Annotated in this window: 21 protein-coding genes; all 21 read right to left on the reverse strand. The window is 45.3% G+C overall.

Features of this window, described 5'->3' with window-relative positions:
• Window positions 1-26: 26 nt before the first annotated feature.
• Window positions 27-212: a type Z 30S ribosomal protein S14 gene (locus MKY98_RS23170; protein WP_010348808.1), complete on the reverse strand. Its 186-nt coding sequence runs from the start codon at window positions 210-212 to the stop codon at window positions 27-29.
• A gap of 76 nt (window positions 213-288) precedes the next feature.
• Window positions 289-834, reverse strand: coding sequence for a 50S ribosomal protein L5 (rplE, locus tag MKY98_RS23175; protein ID WP_007432571.1), 546 nt, complete (start codon window positions 832-834; stop codon window positions 289-291).
• Window positions 835-865: 31 nt separating this feature from the next.
• Window positions 866-1,219, reverse strand: coding sequence for a 50S ribosomal protein L24 (rplX, locus tag MKY98_RS23180; protein ID WP_013312155.1), 354 nt, complete (start codon window positions 1,217-1,219; stop codon window positions 866-868).
• 36 nt (window positions 1,220-1,255) lie between these two features.
• Complete coding sequence (gene rplN / locus MKY98_RS23185) at window positions 1,256-1,624, reverse strand: 50S ribosomal protein L14 (protein WP_007432573.1); 369 nt, start codon at window positions 1,622-1,624, stop codon at window positions 1,256-1,258.
• 34 nt (window positions 1,625-1,658) lie between these two features.
• Complete coding sequence (gene rpsQ / locus MKY98_RS23190; RefSeq protein WP_007432574.1) at window positions 1,659-1,922, reverse strand: 30S ribosomal protein S17; 264 nt, start codon at window positions 1,920-1,922, stop codon at window positions 1,659-1,661.
• A 50-nt stretch (window positions 1,923-1,972) separates the two neighbouring features.
• Complete coding sequence (gene rpmC / locus MKY98_RS23195; protein ID WP_007432575.1) at window positions 1,973-2,170, reverse strand: 50S ribosomal protein L29; 198 nt, start codon at window positions 2,168-2,170, stop codon at window positions 1,973-1,975.
• Window positions 2,160-2,594 (reverse strand): 50S ribosomal protein L16, encoded by a 435-nt coding sequence (gene rplP, locus MKY98_RS23200; protein WP_007432576.1) that lies wholly within the window; start codon window positions 2,592-2,594, stop codon window positions 2,160-2,162. Before rplP ends, rpmC begins: the two co-directional genes overlap by 11 nt.
• A gap of 2 nt (window positions 2,595-2,596) precedes the next feature.
• Window positions 2,597-3,262 (reverse strand): 30S ribosomal protein S3, encoded by a 666-nt coding sequence (rpsC, locus tag MKY98_RS23205; protein WP_013312156.1) that lies wholly within the window; start codon window positions 3,260-3,262, stop codon window positions 2,597-2,599.
• A 13-nt stretch (window positions 3,263-3,275) separates the two neighbouring features.
• On the reverse strand, window positions 3,276-3,608 hold the full coding sequence (gene rplV, locus MKY98_RS23210) for a 50S ribosomal protein L22 (RefSeq protein ID WP_013312157.1): 333 nt from the start codon (window positions 3,606-3,608) through the stop codon (window positions 3,276-3,278).
• Window positions 3,609-3,644: 36 nt separating this feature from the next.
• On the reverse strand, window positions 3,645-3,923 hold the full coding sequence (rpsS, locus tag MKY98_RS23215; RefSeq protein WP_029514489.1) for a 30S ribosomal protein S19: 279 nt from the start codon (window positions 3,921-3,923) through the stop codon (window positions 3,645-3,647).
• A 72-nt stretch (window positions 3,924-3,995) separates the two neighbouring features.
• Window positions 3,996-4,826 (reverse strand): 50S ribosomal protein L2, encoded by an 831-nt coding sequence (gene rplB, locus MKY98_RS23220; RefSeq protein WP_029514490.1) that lies wholly within the window; start codon window positions 4,824-4,826, stop codon window positions 3,996-3,998.
• 30 nt (window positions 4,827-4,856) lie between these two features.
• On the reverse strand, window positions 4,857-5,147 hold the full coding sequence (gene rplW, locus MKY98_RS23225) for a 50S ribosomal protein L23 (protein ID WP_013312159.1): 291 nt from the start codon (window positions 5,145-5,147) through the stop codon (window positions 4,857-4,859).
• Entirely contained in the window at window positions 5,147-5,770 is a 624-nt protein-coding gene (gene rplD / locus MKY98_RS23230; RefSeq protein WP_013312160.1) for a 50S ribosomal protein L4, read from the reverse strand. Before rplD ends, rplW begins: the two co-directional genes overlap by 1 nt.
• Window positions 5,771-5,796: 26 nt before the next feature.
• Window positions 5,797-6,420, reverse strand: coding sequence for a 50S ribosomal protein L3 (rplC, locus tag MKY98_RS23235; RefSeq protein WP_013312161.1), 624 nt, complete (start codon window positions 6,418-6,420; stop codon window positions 5,797-5,799).
• 32 nt (window positions 6,421-6,452) lie between these two features.
• The gene (rpsJ, locus tag MKY98_RS23240) at window positions 6,453-6,761 is read right to left on the reverse strand and encodes a 30S ribosomal protein S10 (protein ID WP_005544556.1); all 309 of its coding nucleotides are present in this window, start codon (window positions 6,759-6,761) and stop codon (window positions 6,453-6,455) included.
• Between the two features lie 338 nt (window positions 6,762-7,099).
• The gene (tuf, locus tag MKY98_RS23245; RefSeq protein WP_023990558.1) at window positions 7,100-8,290 is read right to left on the reverse strand and encodes an elongation factor Tu; all 1,191 of its coding nucleotides are present in this window, start codon (window positions 8,288-8,290) and stop codon (window positions 7,100-7,102) included.
• Between the two features lie 94 nt (window positions 8,291-8,384).
• Window positions 8,385-10,463: an elongation factor G gene (gene fusA / locus MKY98_RS23250; RefSeq protein WP_029514491.1), complete on the reverse strand. Its 2,079-nt coding sequence runs from the start codon at window positions 10,461-10,463 to the stop codon at window positions 8,385-8,387.
• A gap of 47 nt (window positions 10,464-10,510) precedes the next feature.
• Complete coding sequence (rpsG, locus tag MKY98_RS23255) at window positions 10,511-10,981, reverse strand: 30S ribosomal protein S7 (RefSeq protein ID WP_007432586.1); 471 nt, start codon at window positions 10,979-10,981, stop codon at window positions 10,511-10,513.
• Between the two features lie 50 nt (window positions 10,982-11,031).
• Window positions 11,032-11,454 (reverse strand): 30S ribosomal protein S12, encoded by a 423-nt coding sequence (rpsL, locus tag MKY98_RS23260; RefSeq protein ID WP_007432587.1) that lies wholly within the window; start codon window positions 11,452-11,454, stop codon window positions 11,032-11,034.
• A 144-nt stretch (window positions 11,455-11,598) separates the two neighbouring features.
• Window positions 11,599-11,850 (reverse strand): ribosomal L7Ae/L30e/S12e/Gadd45 family protein, encoded by a 252-nt coding sequence (locus MKY98_RS23265; RefSeq protein ID WP_007432588.1) that lies wholly within the window; start codon window positions 11,848-11,850, stop codon window positions 11,599-11,601.
• Window positions 11,851-12,068: 218 nt separating this feature from the next.
• Complete coding sequence (gene rpoC, locus MKY98_RS23270; RefSeq protein ID WP_029514492.1) at window positions 12,069-15,683, reverse strand: DNA-directed RNA polymerase subunit beta'; 3,615 nt, start codon at window positions 15,681-15,683, stop codon at window positions 12,069-12,071.
• Window positions 15,684-15,768 lie beyond the last annotated feature (85 nt).

Below are 15,768 nucleotides of genomic sequence, written 5' to 3' on the forward strand. Positions count from 1 at the left end.
TAAACCTCCTTCCCAAACAGGACTTTTTACCAGCTTGCTTTTTTCACGCCAGGAATCTGGCCTTTATAAGCTAATTCACGGAAGCAAATTCTGCAGATCTTAAACTTTTGCAGTACCGAATGTGGACGACCACAACGCTCGCAACGAGTGTAAGCACGAACTTTAAACTTTGGTGCGCGTTGTTGTTTGACTTTCATCGAAGTTTTTGCCACTTAGCCTGACACCTCCTAAATAGTTTCGGAGAACAGGGTGTCTTTAAAATCAGACGCCCGAAACGTTATGCCAACATTATTTTGCGAAAGGCATGCCCAGCTGAGTCAGAAGCTCACGGGACTCTTCGTCAGTTTTGGCAGTCGTTACGATAACGATGTCCATACCACGAACTTTATCAACTTGATCATACTCGATTTCCGGGAAGATCAACTGTTCTTTCAGACCAAGCGTGTAGTTACCACGTCCGTCGAAAGCTTTTGTTGATACACCATGGAAGTCACGTACGCGAGGAAGAGTAATGTTGAACAATTTGTCCAAGAAATAATACATACGCTCGCCACGAAGTGTTACCTTTACACCGATTGGCATGTTTTCACGCAATTTAAAACCTGCGATAGATTTTTTCGCGCGAGTGATTACTGGCTTTTGACCAGCGATCAGCTGCATGTCGTTGAGAGCTGAATCAAGCACTTTGGAGTTTTGGACTGCGTCGCCAACACCCATGTTGATTACAACTTTCTCGATTTTAGGCACTTGCATCACTGTTGTATAGTTGAACTTCTGCATCAAGGCAGGAGTGATTTCTTTCAAGAAACGTTCTTTCATTCTTGTTGTAGCCATGAATCATATACCTCCTTTCTTTAAAAAATAATTAGTCGATCACTTCGCCAGAACGTTTTGCAATGCGCACTTTTTTTCCGTTGTCCAAAACTTTGTAACCAACACGGGTTACTTTTCCGCTCTTCGGATCAATGTGCATAACGTTGGAAACGTGAATCGGAGCTTCTTTCTCGATGATGCCGCCTTGTGGATTCAGCTGATTAGGCTTTTGGTGTTTTTTAATCATGTTAACACCTTCCACAAGCACACGGTTTTGACGAGGGTAGGCAGCGATAACGCGACCTTTTTTACCTTTATCTTTACCTGTAATCACCAGAACAGTGTCGTCTTTTTTGACGTGCAGCTTGTTGTTATGGGATTCCAGAACTTTTTTCACTTTTGGCATTTCGTACACCTCCTACGGGCACATTTTAAGGTGAGTTTAGATCACTTCCGGAGCCAAGGAAACGATTTTCATGAAGTCCTTGTCACGAAGTTCGCGAGCAACTGGTCCGAAAATACGAGTACCACGTGGGCTCTTGTCTTCTTTAACGACCACTGCTGCGTTCTCGTCAAATCCGATGTAGGAACCGTCTTTACGGCGGATAGAACGTTTAGTACGAACAACAACCGCTCTTACTACATCACCCTTTTTGACAACGCCGCCTGGTGTTGCTTGTTTTACGGAACAAACGATCAGGTCACCAATTTGAGCTGTACGACGTCCCGTACCACCGAGCACACGGATACACATCAGTTCCTTCGCGCCGGAATTGTCAGCTACAGTCAAACGTGTAAATGGTTGAATCATTTATTTATCCTCCTTTCGGAAAAACTACACTACATTAGATTATAACAGCTTTTTCAACGATTTCGACCAGTCTCCAGTTTTTGTCTTTGGACAAAGGGCGAGTTTCCATGATTTTAACAGTATCACCGATTTGTGCAGTGTTGTTTTCATCATGAGCTTTGAATTTCTTAGTTACTTTAATGCGTTTATGGTAGAGATCATGTTTTTTGTAAGTTTCTACAGCAATCACAATCGTTTTATCCATTTTGTCGCTGACTACTTTACCGACTAATACTTTACGGGCATTACGTTCGCTCATTGTTGGCCTCCTTCCTAATTACAGGCGGATTTTCCACCCGGTCTGATATCTTAGCTAATCCCAAGTTCTCTTTCACGGATCACAGTTTTAGCACGAGCAATTTCCTTACGCACAGCGCCGATCCGAGTCGGGTTATCAAGCTGACCGGTAGCGAGTTGAAAACGAAGGTTAAAAAGTTCTTCTTTAAAACCGGAGATCTTTTGTTCGATTTCAGCAGTGGTTAGGTTGCGGAATTCACTAGCCTTCATTTGCTTCACCACCCAATTCTTCACGTTTCACAAACTTAGTTTTGATTGGCAGTTTGTGAGCGGCAAGACGCATTGCTTCACGAGCAATCTCTTCCGGAACACCAGCAAGTTCAAACATAATCTTGCCTGGTTTCACTACTGCAACCCATTTTTCTACGTTACCTTTACCACTACCCATACGAACCTCAAGAGGCTTCTGAGTAATTGGTTTATCAGGGAAAATTTTAATCCAAACCTTACCACCACGTTTGATGTAACGAGTCATCGCAATACGAGCAGCTTCGATTTGACGGTTAGTAATCCATGCAGGTTCAGTAGCTTGCAAACCGTACTCACCAAAGTTCAGTGTAGTACCGCCTTTTGCACGACCCTTCATATGACCACGTTGTTGTTTACGATGTTTTACGCGTTTTGGTACCAACATGATTAGTTGCCTCCTTCCTGAGGAGCTTGTTTCTTAGCTGGAGGAAGAACCTCTCCACGATAGATCCATACTTTTACGCCAAGACGGCCGTAAGTAGTATGAGCTTCCGCTGTACCATAGTCAATGTCGGCACGAAGCGTATGCAGTGGAACAGTTCCTTCGCTGTACCCTTCGGAACGAGCGATTTCGGCACCGCCAAGACGTCCGCCTACTTGAGTTTTAATTCCTTTTGCTCCGGAACGCATAGTTCTTTGAATCGCTTGTTTCAAAGCACGACGGAAAGAAACACGACGTTCCAATTGTTGTGCAATGCTTTCAGCAACCAAGATTGCGTCCAGTTCAGGATTTTTAATTTCAGAAATATTGATGTGCACCTTTTTACCGCCTGCGATTTTAGTAATTTCATTACGCAGATTTTCAACTTCGGAACCACCCTTACCGATAACCATACCTGGTTTCGCAGTGTGAATCGTTACATTGACACGGTTAGCTGCTCTCTCGATTTCAACACGGGATACAGCGGAGTCTTTCAATCTTTTTTTCAGATGTTCACGAATTCTAACGTCTTCCAGCAAAAGATCACCGAAATCTTTGCCTGCATACCATTTGGATTCCCAATCACGGATAATACCGATTCGGAGTCCGACGGGATTTACCTTTTGGCCCACACGTTTTCCCTCCTTATTTTTCAGATACCACCAGAGTAATATGACTGGTGCGTTTGTTAATACGGCTTGCACGACCCATTGCACGCGGGCGGAATCGTTTCATTGTAGGACCTTGGTTTACAAAAACCTGAGATACTACCAATTTATTTACGTCCAAAGAGTAGTTGTGATCTGCATTTGCAATCGCAGAATTCAACAATTTCTCAACGACTGGAGAAGCGGACTTTGGAGTGTGACGAAGAATTGCAATCGCCTCACCAACCTGCTTACCGCGAATCAAATCGATAACAAGTTTCACTTTGCGAGCAGAAATCCGTACGGATTTAGCATGTGCTTTTGCTTCCATTGAGTTTACCTCCTCTCAAACACTACGCTGTGTTGATTATCTTCTTGTTTTCTTATCGTCATCCGTATGGCCTTTGTACGTACGTGTTGGAGCAAATTCGCCCAATTTGTGTCCGACCATATCTTCCGTTACGTATACTGGCACGTGTTTACGGCCATCGTATACACCAAACGTATGTCCGATAAATTGCGGGAAAATCGTAGAGCGACGGGACCAAGTTTTGATTACCACTTTTTTCTCCGACTCGTTCAAAACCTCTACTTTTTTCAACAGGTAACCATCAATGAATGGTCCTTTTTTGAGACTGCGACCCATTTATGAATCCTCCCTTCGTTAAAACGTAGTCGTTCCTTAATATGTTAACGTGCGACTTAAGCGCACGTTTTATTACTTAGTACGACGACGAACGATGTACTTATCAGATGCTTTACCTTTTTTACGTGTCTTGTAACCAAGGGTTGGTTTACCCCATGGAGACATTGGAGATTTACGTCCGATTGGAGCGCGACCTTCACCACCACCGTGTGGGTGATCGTTAGGGTTCATTACAACACCGCGAACTTCAGGACGTTGTCCCAACCAGCGACTACGACCAGCTTTACCGATTTTCACCAGTTCATGGTCTTCGTTACCTACAGAACCGATTGTCGCGCGGCAAACTTTCAGAATGCGGCGAACTTCACCAGAAGTCAAACGAATTGTAACATACTTTTCTTCTTTACCAAGAAGTTGGGCTTCCGTACCAGCGGCACGAACGAGTTGGCCACCTTTACCCGGTTTCAATTCGATGTTGTGGATAACCGTACCTACTGGAATGTTTTCCAATGGCAAAGAGTTACCGATTTTAATATCGGAACCTGCACCGGATACCACTTCGTCTCCTACTTTCAGACCTTTAGGAGCGATGATGTAACGTTTTTCACCATCCACATAGTGGATAAGTGCGATGTTGGACGTACGGTTTGGATCATATTCGATCGTAGCAACGCGGCCCGGTATTCCATCTTTGTTACGTTTGAAGTCAATAATACGGTACTTACGTTTGTGTCCGCCGCCATGATGACGAACCGTAATTTTACCTTGGTTATTGCGTCCAGCTTGCTTGCTCAGAGGTGCCAGCAACGATTTCTCGGGCTGATTAGTTGTAATCTCCTCGAAAGTAGATACAGACATAGCACGTCTGGCCGGGGACGTTGGTTTATACTTTTTAATTGGCACTGAGTTTCCCTCCTTACTTTACAGTTTCAATTATACCGTTTCAAAAAACTCAAGCGGCTTACTGTCTTTGCTCAGCGTTACGAACGCTTTCTTCCACTCGCTCGTATAGCCGGAATGACGTCCGTAGCGTTTTGGTTTTGCAGGAACACGAAGCGTATTTACGTTACTTACTTTCACGTTAAAAATGGCTTCGATTGCTTTTTTAACTTCGACTTTGTTAGAACGAATGTCAACCTCGAAAACGTATTTCAAGTCATTCATCATACCAGCCGTACGTTCGGTGATAACCGGACGTTTGATAATATCACGAGGATCCTTCATTACGCGAGCACCTCCTCTACCTTCTGAACTGCTTCCTTCGTAATGATCAGTTTGTCGTGTCCGAGCACATCAAGAACATTAATGCCATCTGCGGCTACAAACTTCACACCAGGAATATTACGAGCGGACAGTGCTACATTATCATCATAGCTAGGAGCTACGATCAATGCTTTACGATCAGCTTTAAGGTTATTCAAAATGGCTGCGAATTCTTTCGTTTTAGGTCCGTTCAGTGTAAGAGCGTCCAATACGATAATTTCATTCTCAATCACTTTGGATGACAACGCCGATTTGATCGCCAGACGACGAACTTTCTTAGGCAATTTGTATGCATAGCTGCGTGGAGTCGGACCAAATACAGTACCGCCACCAACCCATTGCGGTGCACGGATCGAACCTTGACGAGCGCGGCCAGTACCTTTTTGTTTCCAAGGTTTACGTCCGCCACCACGTACTTCAGAACGTCCTTTTACTTTGTGAGTACCTTGACGCAGGGAAGCCAATTGCATAACAACAGCGTCATGAAGAACGTGCTTATTCGGCTCGATACCGAACACTGCGTCGTTCAATTCAATTTCACCAACTTGGCTGCCGCTAATATTAAATAGTGCTACTTTTGGCATTTCGTGTTCCTCCTTTCTTCAGTTGTTTATTTTTTCACCGTTTCTAATACTTTAACGAAGCTATTTTTAGGTCCTGGAATGGAACCTTTCACGAGCAACACATTACGTTCTGTATCGATCTTAACAACTTCAAGACGTTGGATAGTTACCGTTTCATGCCCCATGTGTCCTGGCAGGTGTTTACCTTTAGGAACGCGGTTAGCTTGAATGGAACCCATAGAACCTGGACCTCTGTGGTAACGCGAGCCGTGTGCCATTGGTCCGCGGCTTTGTCCCCAACGTTTGATAACGCCGGCAAAACCTTTACCTTTAGAAATACCTGTTACGTCAACGAACTCGCCTTCTGTGAAGACATCAGCCTTCAGTTCTTGGCCAACCTCGTACGCAGCAAGGTCGATGCCACGAAGTTCACGAACGTAGCGCTTAGGTGCAGTATTTGCTTTTTTCGCATGTCCTGCTTCAGGTTTGTTGGATCTTTTTTCTTTTTTATCAGAGAAACCGAGTTGGATAGCTTCGTATCCATCGTTTTCCAGATCTTTCTTTTGCAGAACAACACAAGGACCTGCTTCGATAACCGTAACAGCAAGTACGTTACCTTCAGGGGTAAACACTTGAGTCATTCCGAGTTTTTTTCCTAAGATACCTTTCATGTTGACACCTCATTTCTTTTCCTAATTACATATTACAATTTAATTTCGATATCTACACCGGACGGCAGGTCCAAGCGCATCAAGGCATCCACAGTTTGTGGAGTCGGGTTAACAATGTCGATCAAACGCTTGTGTGTGCGCATTTCGAACTGCTCCCGGGAATCCTTGTACTTGTGTACCGCACGGAGAATAGTAATGATTTGTTTTTCAGTTGGCAGCGGAATTGGCCCGGATACACCTGCGCCCGAACGTTTTGCTGTTTCAACAATTTTCTCAGCGGATTGATCAAGAATTCTATGATCGTAAGCTTTCAAACGGATACGAATTTTTTGCTTTGCCATTTTAGTCCCTCCTTCTATCGCCCAATTTGGTATCGGACATACTCCGTGAAAATTTTCCGACAGCCCTCCCATGGCAAAGGGGCCGGGTGTGTCAGTAACCTCTCACATCATCGCACAGTCACAAACAACATTAGTTATTATATCGAATAGTTCTGCCTATTGCAAGCAAAAACGAAAAAACAATGCATCTTATTTTCAAAAGATACAATTGTGCTCGCAGCTCGCGATTTTTTCAAGAGAAAAGCCCCCGCACCAGGGCAGGGGCTCGTTAAGCTTCGTTCCAATACAACGTTACTCGTTCCAGTACACTGTTGCTCTATTTAAAGGCAAAAGCCTTCTTATTTGGAGATTGTTGCTACGGCACCAGCGCCAACTGTACGTCCGCCTTCACGAATAGAGAACTTAGTTCCTTCTTCGATAGCGATCGGGTTGATCAGTTGAACAGTAACCGTGATGTTATCACCAGGCATTACCATTTCGGAACCTTCTGGCAAAGTAATGATTCCAGTTACGTCAGTTGTACGGAAGTAGAACTGTGGACGGTAACCAGTGAAGAAAGGTTTGTGACGTCCGCCTTCTTCTTTAGTCAAAACGTAGATTTGAGCAGAAAATTCTGTATGTGGGTTAACAGAACCTGGTTTAGCCAATACTTGGCCGCGCTCGATTTGTGCACGATCTACACCACGAAGCAGTGCGCCGATGTTGTCACCAGCTTGAGCGGAATCAAGCAATTTACGGAACATTTCTACGCCTGTTACTACGGATTTACGGGATTCTTCTTGAATACCGATGATTTCGATTTCGTCGCCCACTTTAACTGTACCACGCTCTACACGGCCTGTAGCAACTGTACCACGACCAGTGATGGAGAATACGTCCTCGACAGGCATAAGGAAAGGCTTGTCAGTGTCGCGTTCTGGAGTTGGGATGTAAGTGTCGATTGTTTCGAACATTTCAACGATTTTCTTAGCCCAGTCGCCATCTGGGTTTTGCAGTGCTTCACGAGCGGAACCACGAGTGATTGGAGTGTCGTCGCCTGGGAAGTCATACTCGCTCAGCAAGTCGCGAACTTCCATTTCAACCAATTCCAGCAACTCTTCGTCTTCAACCATGTCGCATTTGTTCAAGAATACAACGATATAAGGAACACCAACTTGGCGGGACAACAGGATGTGCTCGCGAGTTTGCGGCATTGGGCCGTCAGCTGCGGATACAACCAGAATCGCTCCGTCCATTTGTGCAGCGCCAGTGATCATGTTTTTAACATAGTCGGCGTGACCTGGGCAGTCAACGTGTGCATAGTGACGGTTAGGTGTTTCATACTCCACGTGTGCAGTGGAGATTGTGATACCGCGTTCGCGCTCTTCTGGAGCTTTATCGATTTGATCGAATGCTACAGCAGCACCACCGTAAGTTTTGGACAATACAGTTGTGATTGCAGCAGTCAAAGTAGTTTTACCATGATCGACGTGACCAATAGTACCGATATTAACGTGCGGTTTGTTACGCTCAAACTTAGCCTTTGCCATTTGAACAATTCCTCCTCAATAACTTGTATTATTTTAGGCTGCCGGATGCCCTTTTGGTAAAACCCAGAGCATACCGGTCAGCTGATACATTGTATTACTCGCCGCCTTTGGTTTTGGCAACGATCTCTTCAGCAATGCTCTTCGGAACTTCTTCATAATGAGAAAGTTCCATGGAGAACACACCGCGTCCTTGTGTACCGGAGCGAAGTGTAGTCGAGTATCCGAACATTTCGGACAAAGGCACCTTCGCACGAATGATTTGAGCTCCACTGCGGGAATCCATACCTTCAATCCGACCACGACGGGAGTTCAACATACCCATTACGTCACCCATATATTCCTCAGGAACCGTTACTTCAACTTTCATAATCGGCTCGAGCAATACTGGTTTACATTTGTCTTTCGCTGCTTTCAGCGCCATTGATCCGGCAATTTTAAATGCCATTTCATTGGAATCGACATCATGGTATGATCCATCCACGATTGTAGCTTTAACGTCCACAAGCGGGAAGCCTGCGATAACGCCGTTTTTCATTTGTTCCTCAATACCAGCAAGAGCAGGAGCGATGTACTCTCTAGGAACAGAGCCGCCGACTACCTTACTTTCGAATTGACTACCAGTACCTGGCTCAAGCGGTTCGAACTCAACCCATACGTGACCATATTGACCACGACCACCGGACTGACGAACGAATTTACCTTCGACACGTGCTGGAGCACGGAACGTTTCACGGTAAGCAACCTGTGGTTTACCCACATTTGTTTCTACCTTGAACTCACGACGCATACGGTCAATGATGATGTCCAAGTGAAGCTCACCCATACCCGCCAAGATGGTTTGACCTGTTTCTTCGTTAGTATGAGCGCGAAGAGTCGGATCCTCTTCAGTCAACTTACCGAGAGCTACAGACATTTTATCTTGGTCAGCTTTGGTTTTAGGCTCAACCGCGATTTCGATAACCGGATCAGGGAAGTTCATGGACTCGAGAATAACAGGACTCTTCTCATCACACAGTGTATCACCTGTACCTGTATCTTTCAAACCTACGGCAGCCGCAATATCACCAGAGTAAACTACAGTGATTTCTTGACGACTGTTCGCATGCATTTGAAGAATACGTCCGATACGTTCGCGTTTACCTTTTGTTGCATTCAATACGTAAGAACCGGATTGAAGAACACCGGAGTATACGCGGAAGAATGTCAACTTACCAACGTAAGGATCCGTCATGATTTTGAATGCCAATGCGGAGAATGGCTCTTCATCGGAAGAGTGACGTTCAACTTCCGTACCGTCTTCCAAATGCCCTTGAATACTTGGCACATCAATAGGAGCCGGCAAATAGTCGAGAACAGCATCCAACATCAGCTGAACACCTTTATTGCGGTAAGAAGATCCACAGATAACTGGGAAGATTTTAACTTCTACAACACCTTTACGGAGAGCGGCTTTAATTTCGGCAACCGAAATTTCTTCGCCTTCCAGGTATTTCATTGTCAATTCTTCGTCCAGTTCAGCAACCTTCTCGATCAATTCATTACGAAGTTCTTCAACTTGATCTTTGAATTCCGCAGGAACTTCTACTTCTTCGATATCTTGACCAAGATCATCTTTGTACATATGAGCTTTTTGTTCAACGATATCGATAATACCAGTAAAATCATTTTCTGCGCCGATTGGCAATTGAATCGCAACTGCGTTCGCTTGAAGGCGATCACGCATGTCAGAGACAACATTCAGGAAGTCGGCACCAATGATATCCATTTTGTTTACATATGCGATCCGTGGAACGCCGTAGCGATCAGCCTGTCTCCATACGGTTTCGGACTGAGGCTCAACGCCTTCTTTCGCACTGAAAACACCAACTGCTCCGTCCAATACACGAAGGGAACGTTCAACTTCAACAGTGAAGTCAACGTGCCCCGGGGTGTCGATGATATTGACGCGATGACCTTTCCAGGCAGCGGTCGTCGCAGCGGAAGTAATCGTGATTCCGCGCTCTTGTTCTTGTTCCATCCAGTCCATTGTCGCAGCGCCTTCGTGAACTTCACCGATTTTGTGCGTACGGCCTGTGTAGAACAAGATCCGCTCTGTTGTTGTGGTTTTACCCGCGTCAATATGAGCCATGATCCCGATATTACGTGTATTTTTCAAGGAGAACTCTCTTGCCATGAAATGGGTCTCCCTTCAAAATTGAAGTTATTTTTTCGAGCTGAATCCTACCAACGATAGTGAGCAAACGCTTTGTTCGCTTCAGCCATTTTGTGCGTGTCTTCACGTTTTTTCACGGAAGCGCCTGTGTTGTTGGAAGCATCGATAATTTCAGCCGCCAAACGCTCTTCCATGGTTTTCTCACCGCGGTTGCGGGAGTAGTTTACGAGCCAACGTAATCCCAGGGACGTACGTCTTTCTGGTTTTACCTCGATTGGTACTTGGTAGTTGGCACCGCCGACACGGCGTGCTTTAACTTCCAGGACTGGCATGATATTCTTGATAGCTGCTTCAAAAACTTCCATCGGGTCATTCCCCGTACGTTCTTGGATAAGCTTGAACGCATTGTACAGAATGCTTTGAGCAACGCCTCGTTTTCCGTCGAGCATGATGCGATTGATCAAGCGGGTAACCAACTTGCTGTTGTATACCGGATCTGGCAACACGTCTCTTTTGGTAACTGGACCTTTGCGTGGCATGGATATCCCCCTTTCTTACATGTTAAACCGACATACGCGGTTTATATTCATTAGGATTTTTTAGCTTTAGGGCGTTTTGCGCCGTATTTGGAACGAGCTTGCATGCGGTTGTTTACGCCTGCAGTATCCAAAGCACCGCGAACGATATGGTAACGCACACCCGGAAGGTCTTTTACACGACCGCCGCGAATCAGCACTACGCTGTGTTCTTGAAGGTTATGTCCAATACCTGGAATGTAAGCAGTCACCTCTACACGGTTCGTCAAGCGAACACGAGCATATTTACGAAGTGCGGAGTTTGGTTTTTTCGGAGTCATAGTACCTACACGAGTGCACACTCCGCGTTTTTGCGGGGCACTGATGTCGGTAGCTTCACGTTTCAAGGCATTAAAACCTTTTTGCAAAGCCGGTGATTTCGATTTCTCGATTTTGGCTTGACGTCCTTTACGAACCAGTTGGTTAATAGTTGGCATGTTGGTTGCCACCCCCTTCCTCAATTTTTGCTGTTACTTTACAAACCTTATCTAAGCCCACAGACCCAGGCGGTTCATAAAAGAACAAATGAAAAGTCTTTGCCGCCAAGAATAACGATTCCTTAGACAAAAACGTTCCTTACCCTATTGTTTTACGATAGCAGCCATTGCGGCTCCCACTTCAATCCCACATGCAGCTCCGAGATTTTTCATTGTGTCTACGAGAGTCACTTTGACTCCTTGCTTGTTGCACAAAGCAATGATGTTGGAAGTGAGACGCTGATCTGCGTCTTCTGCCACATATACTTCTGAGGCAAAGCCCAATTCTACCATACGAATGGTTTGTTTGGTACCGATTTTGACATGAGCATCTTGCAGTCCCTGTTCTTTAGACATATCTCATTCCTCCGAAAAGACCCAATAGCATATAGGCTGCTCACGCACCTTTGCTATATTAGCATTGACTATAAGTAATGTCAAGACAAATATAAACCATAATTCATTTAAACAGAATAACACGATTCATTTTTGAAAAAAGCACCGGAGCACCGTCTACTGCAGCTTTTATGCAAAGCTTATGTCAGCGGTGTTCCGGTAATCATACTATTTTTGTATTACTCTGCCGAAATTGGTTCGAGCTCCTCAGATGGAGACTGCCCCTCTTCCGGCTGGGCAAATTTCACGCTACGGTAACGGTTCATGCCTGTTCCCGCAGGAATCAATTTACCAATAATTACGTTCTCTTTCAGTCCAAGCAGCTGATCAACCTTGCCTTTAATAGCTGCATCAGTCAGGACACGAGTAGTTTCCTGGAAGGATGCTGCTGACAAGAAGGAGTCAGTTTCCAGAGATGCCTTGGTAATACCGAGCAGTACTGGCTTAGCTACCGCTGGTTCTTGGCCGCTGAGAATCGCTATCTTGTTCGCATTTTCATACTCATGGACATCAACAAAGGAGCCTGGAAGTAAGATTGTGTCGCCCGCATCAATGATACGGATTTTACGCAACATTTGACGAATCATAACTTCTACGTGCTTGTCGTTGATTTCTACGCCCTGGTTCCGGTATACGCGTTGAACTTCCTGAAGGATATAGTTCTGTACCCCGCGAATACCTTTAATACGCAGCATTTCTTTAGGATCAATTGAACCATCCGTCAGTTCGTCCCCAGCTTCAACAGTCATACCTTCGCTTACGCGCAGGCGGGAACCATACGTTACTGAGTATGTTTTCGTTTCAGCTTCACCCTGAATGTCGATCTCACGGCGGTCTTTACCTTCACGAACTTCTTTAACTGTACCGTCAATTTCACTAATCGTTGCCTGACCTTTAGGATTACGCGCTTCAAAAAGCTCCTGGATACGAGGCAAACCTTGTGTAATATCGTCACCCGCTACGCCGCCTGTGTGGAACGTACGCATAGTAAGCTGTGTTCCCGGCTCACCGATGGATTGTGCAGCGATGATACCAACTGCTTCACCAATCTCAACGTGTTTACCAGTCGCCAGATTGCGACCGTAACATTTCTTGCAGACGCCATGTTTAGCACGGCAACTTAATACAGAACGTATTTGAACTTTGTGTACGCCAGCTTTAACAATCGCTTCAGCTTTGTCGGAGTCAATCAATTCGTTACGTCTAGCCAAAATCTCGCCAGTCTCAGGATGACGTACCGTTTCAAAGCAATAGCGACCTTCCAGACGGTCATAGAGATCTTCAATTACTTCTTTACCATCCTGGATACGACTTACTGTGAAGCCTTTATCCGTTCCGCAGTCTTCTTCACGCACGATAACATCCTGTGCGACATCTACGAGACGACGAGTCAGGTAACCCGAGTCAGCCGTACGAAGGGCAGTATCCGCCAAACCTTTACGCGCTCCGTGAGTGGAGATGAAGTACTCGAGTACTGTCAGACCTTCACGGAAGTTTGATTTGATTGGGAGTTCGATAATACGTCCGGATGGATTCGCCATCAGACCACGCATACCGCCGAGCTGAGTAATCTGTGATTTGTTACCCCGCGCTTTGGAGTCCACCATCATCATGATGGAGTTGTAGCGATCCATGGACTTCATCAATACTTCAGTAATATCATCTTTCGCTTTAGACCAAATATCGATAATCCGGTCATAGCGTTCTTCATTCGTAATCAGACCACGACGGTACTGATTCGTTACAACTTGCGCTTTGTCTTCGGATCCCTTAAGAATCTCTTGTTTTTCCACCGGCACGATTACGTCCGATACAGCAACCGTTACCCCTGCACGAGTGGAATACGTAAAGCCAAGCTGCTTGATTTTATCCAGAATTACAGCTGTTTCTGTTGTATGGTAAGTCTCAAAACAACGGGCAATGATATTACCAAGGTAATCCTTGCCTACCCCGCTAGCTTGCGGAGCGTTTTGAATGGCTTCTGTAAGATTTACACCCTTCTCGTAAACAAAGAACTCCTCCGCAGTACCATAAAGCAGGTTCGCACGGGTAGCATCATTGATGTACGGGAAGCTTGCCGGGAAAATTTCATTAAAGATAATTTTACCAACCGTTGTGATCAACATCGCTTCCTGTTGTTTTTCCGTAAAGCTCGTTTTATTCAAAGCTTTAACCGGAATAGCTACACGAGCATGAAGTCCAGCTGTACCACGTTGGTAAGCCGATATAGCTTCATTCATGTTGCGAAGGATCATATTACTTCCTTCTTCTTCTTTGTTATCCATAGTCAGATAGAAAGAACCAAGAACCATATCCTGGGAAGGTGTAACAACTGGCTTGCCGTCTTTCGGATTCAAAATGTTGCCGGATGCCAGCATAAGCAAACGAGCTTCAGCTTGGGCTTCCGCAGACAACGGAACGTGAACAGCCATTTGGTCACCGTCAAAGTCGGCATTATATGCAGTACATACGAGCGGATGCAGACGAATCGCACGACCTTCAACCAAAATCGGTTCGAACGCCTGGATACCGAGTCTATGCAACGTAGGGGCACGGTTCAGAAGAACCGGATGCTCCTTGATTACTTCTTCCAGCACATCCCATACTTCTGCACTCACACGCTCTACTTTACGTTTCGCGCTCTTGATATTGTGCGCCAAACCTTTGTTCACCAGTTCTTTCATAACAAAAGGTTTGAACAGTTCCAACGCCATTTCTTTTGGCAAACCGCATTGATACATTTTCAAGTACGGACCTACAACGATAACGGAACGACCAGAGTAGTCAACACGTTTTCCGAGCAAGTTTTGACGGAAACGTCCTTGTTTACCTTTCAGCATGTGGCTGAGGGATTTCAAAGGACGGTTACCTGGACCTGTAACAGGACGACCACGACGACCATTATCAATCAAAGCGTCAACAGCTTCCTGCAACATCCGTTTTTCATTTTGTACGATAATATCTGGCGCACCTAGATCTAACAGACGTTTCAGACGGTTATTACGGTTAATAACACGACGATACAAGTCGTTAAGGTCAGAGGTAGCGAAACGACCACCATCCAACTGTACCATTGGACGAAGCTCAGGAGGAATAACAGGAAGTACGTCCATGATCATCCAATCCGGTTGGTTGCCTGAGTTACGGAAGGCCTCAATAACTTCAAGGCGTTTGATCGCACGGTTACGACGTTGTCCTTGAGCTGTACGCAGCTCTTCTTTCAAAAATTCTAACTCTTTGTCTATATCCAAATCTTGAAGAAGCTTTTTAACCGCTTCAGCACCCATACCTGCCTGGAAGCCATAGCCGTATTTCTCACGGTAGCTACGGTATTCTTTTTCGGACAGGAGTTGTTTTTTCTCCAAAGGCGTATCTCCTGGATCGGTTACAACATAAGATGCGAAGTAAATGATCTCTTCCAGAGATCTTGGAGACATATCAAGAGCAAGACCCATACGACTTGGAATGCCTTTGAAGTACCAAATGTGCGATACAGGAGCAGCCAACTCAATATGGCCCATACGCTCACGGCGAACCTTAGCGCGAGTAACTTCTACTCCACAACGGTCACAGACAACACCTTTATAGCGTACACGTTTGTACTTACCGCAATGACATTCCCAGTCTTTCGTAGGTCCGAAAATTTTCTCGCAAAATAGTCCTTCTTTTTCCGGTTTAAGCGTACGATAGTTAATCGTCTCCGGTTTTTTGACTTCTCCGCGGGACCAAGAACGAATCTTTTCGGGGGAAGCAAGCCCGATTTTCATATATTCGAAATTGTTAACGTCCAACAAGGAGCAACCCTCCTTAACCAAATCCTGAGTTTTTAGGTTTGATACCGCCCAGCAGCACCGGGCGGTATCAAGAAACCTGATCCAT

It is taken from the genome of Paenibacillus sp. FSL M8-0228, assembly GCF_038007385.1.
Lineage (GTDB): Bacteria > Bacillota > Bacilli > Paenibacillales > Paenibacillaceae > Paenibacillus > Paenibacillus polymyxa_D.

Excerpts from the sequence above, each read along its gene's own strand:
- fusA (WP_029514491.1), bottom strand. The coding sequence starts at position 10,463 with ATGGCAAGAGAGTTCTCCTTGAAAAATACACGTAATATCGGGATCATG.
- rpsJ (WP_005544556.1), bottom strand. The coding sequence starts at position 6,761 with ATGGCAAAGCAAAAAATTCGTATCCGTTTGAAAGCTTACGATCATAGA.
- rplN (WP_007432573.1), bottom strand. The coding sequence starts at position 1,624 with ATGATTCAACCATTTACACGTTTGACTGTAGCTGACAATTCCGGCGCG.
- rplP (WP_007432576.1), bottom strand. The coding sequence starts at position 2,594 with ATGTTGGTACCAAAACGCGTAAAACATCGTAAACAACAACGTGGTCAT.
- rplX (WP_013312155.1), bottom strand. The coding sequence starts at position 1,219 with ATGCCAAAAGTGAAAAAAGTTCTGGAATCCCATAACAACAAGCTGCAC.
- rplV (WP_013312157.1), bottom strand. The coding sequence starts at position 3,608 with ATGGAAGCAAAAGCACATGCTAAATCCGTACGGATTTCTGCTCGCAAA.
- rpmC (WP_007432575.1), bottom strand. The coding sequence starts at position 2,170 with ATGAAGGCTAGTGAATTCCGCAACCTAACCACTGCTGAAATCGAACAA.
- rplD (WP_013312160.1), bottom strand. The coding sequence starts at position 5,770 with ATGCCAAAAGTAGCACTATTTAATATTAGCGGCAGCCAAGTTGGTGAA.
- rpsG (WP_007432586.1), bottom strand. The coding sequence starts at position 10,981 with ATGCCACGCAAAGGTCCAGTTACCAAAAGAGACGTGTTGCCAGATCCG.
- rplC (WP_013312161.1), bottom strand. The coding sequence starts at position 6,420 with ATGAAAGGTATCTTAGGAAAAAAACTCGGAATGACTCAAGTGTTTACC.
- tuf (WP_023990558.1), bottom strand. The coding sequence starts at position 8,290 with ATGGCAAAGGCTAAGTTTGAGCGTAACAAACCGCACGTTAATATCGGT.
- rpsS (WP_029514489.1), bottom strand. The coding sequence starts at position 3,923 with ATGGGTCGCAGTCTCAAAAAAGGACCATTCATTGATGGTTACCTGTTG.
- MKY98_RS23265 (WP_007432588.1), bottom strand. The coding sequence starts at position 11,850 with ATGTCTAAAGAACAGGGACTGCAAGATGCTCATGTCAAAATCGGTACC.
- rplW (WP_013312159.1), bottom strand. The coding sequence starts at position 5,147 with ATGAAGGATCCTCGTGATATTATCAAACGTCCGGTTATCACCGAACGT.
- rpsL (WP_007432587.1), bottom strand. The coding sequence starts at position 11,454 with ATGCCAACTATTAACCAACTGGTTCGTAAAGGACGTCAAGCCAAAATC.
- rplE (WP_007432571.1), bottom strand. The coding sequence starts at position 834 with ATGGCTACAACAAGAATGAAAGAACGTTTCTTGAAAGAAATCACTCCT.
- rpsQ (WP_007432574.1), bottom strand. The coding sequence starts at position 1,922 with ATGAGCGAACGTAATGCCCGTAAAGTATTAGTCGGTAAAGTAGTCAGC.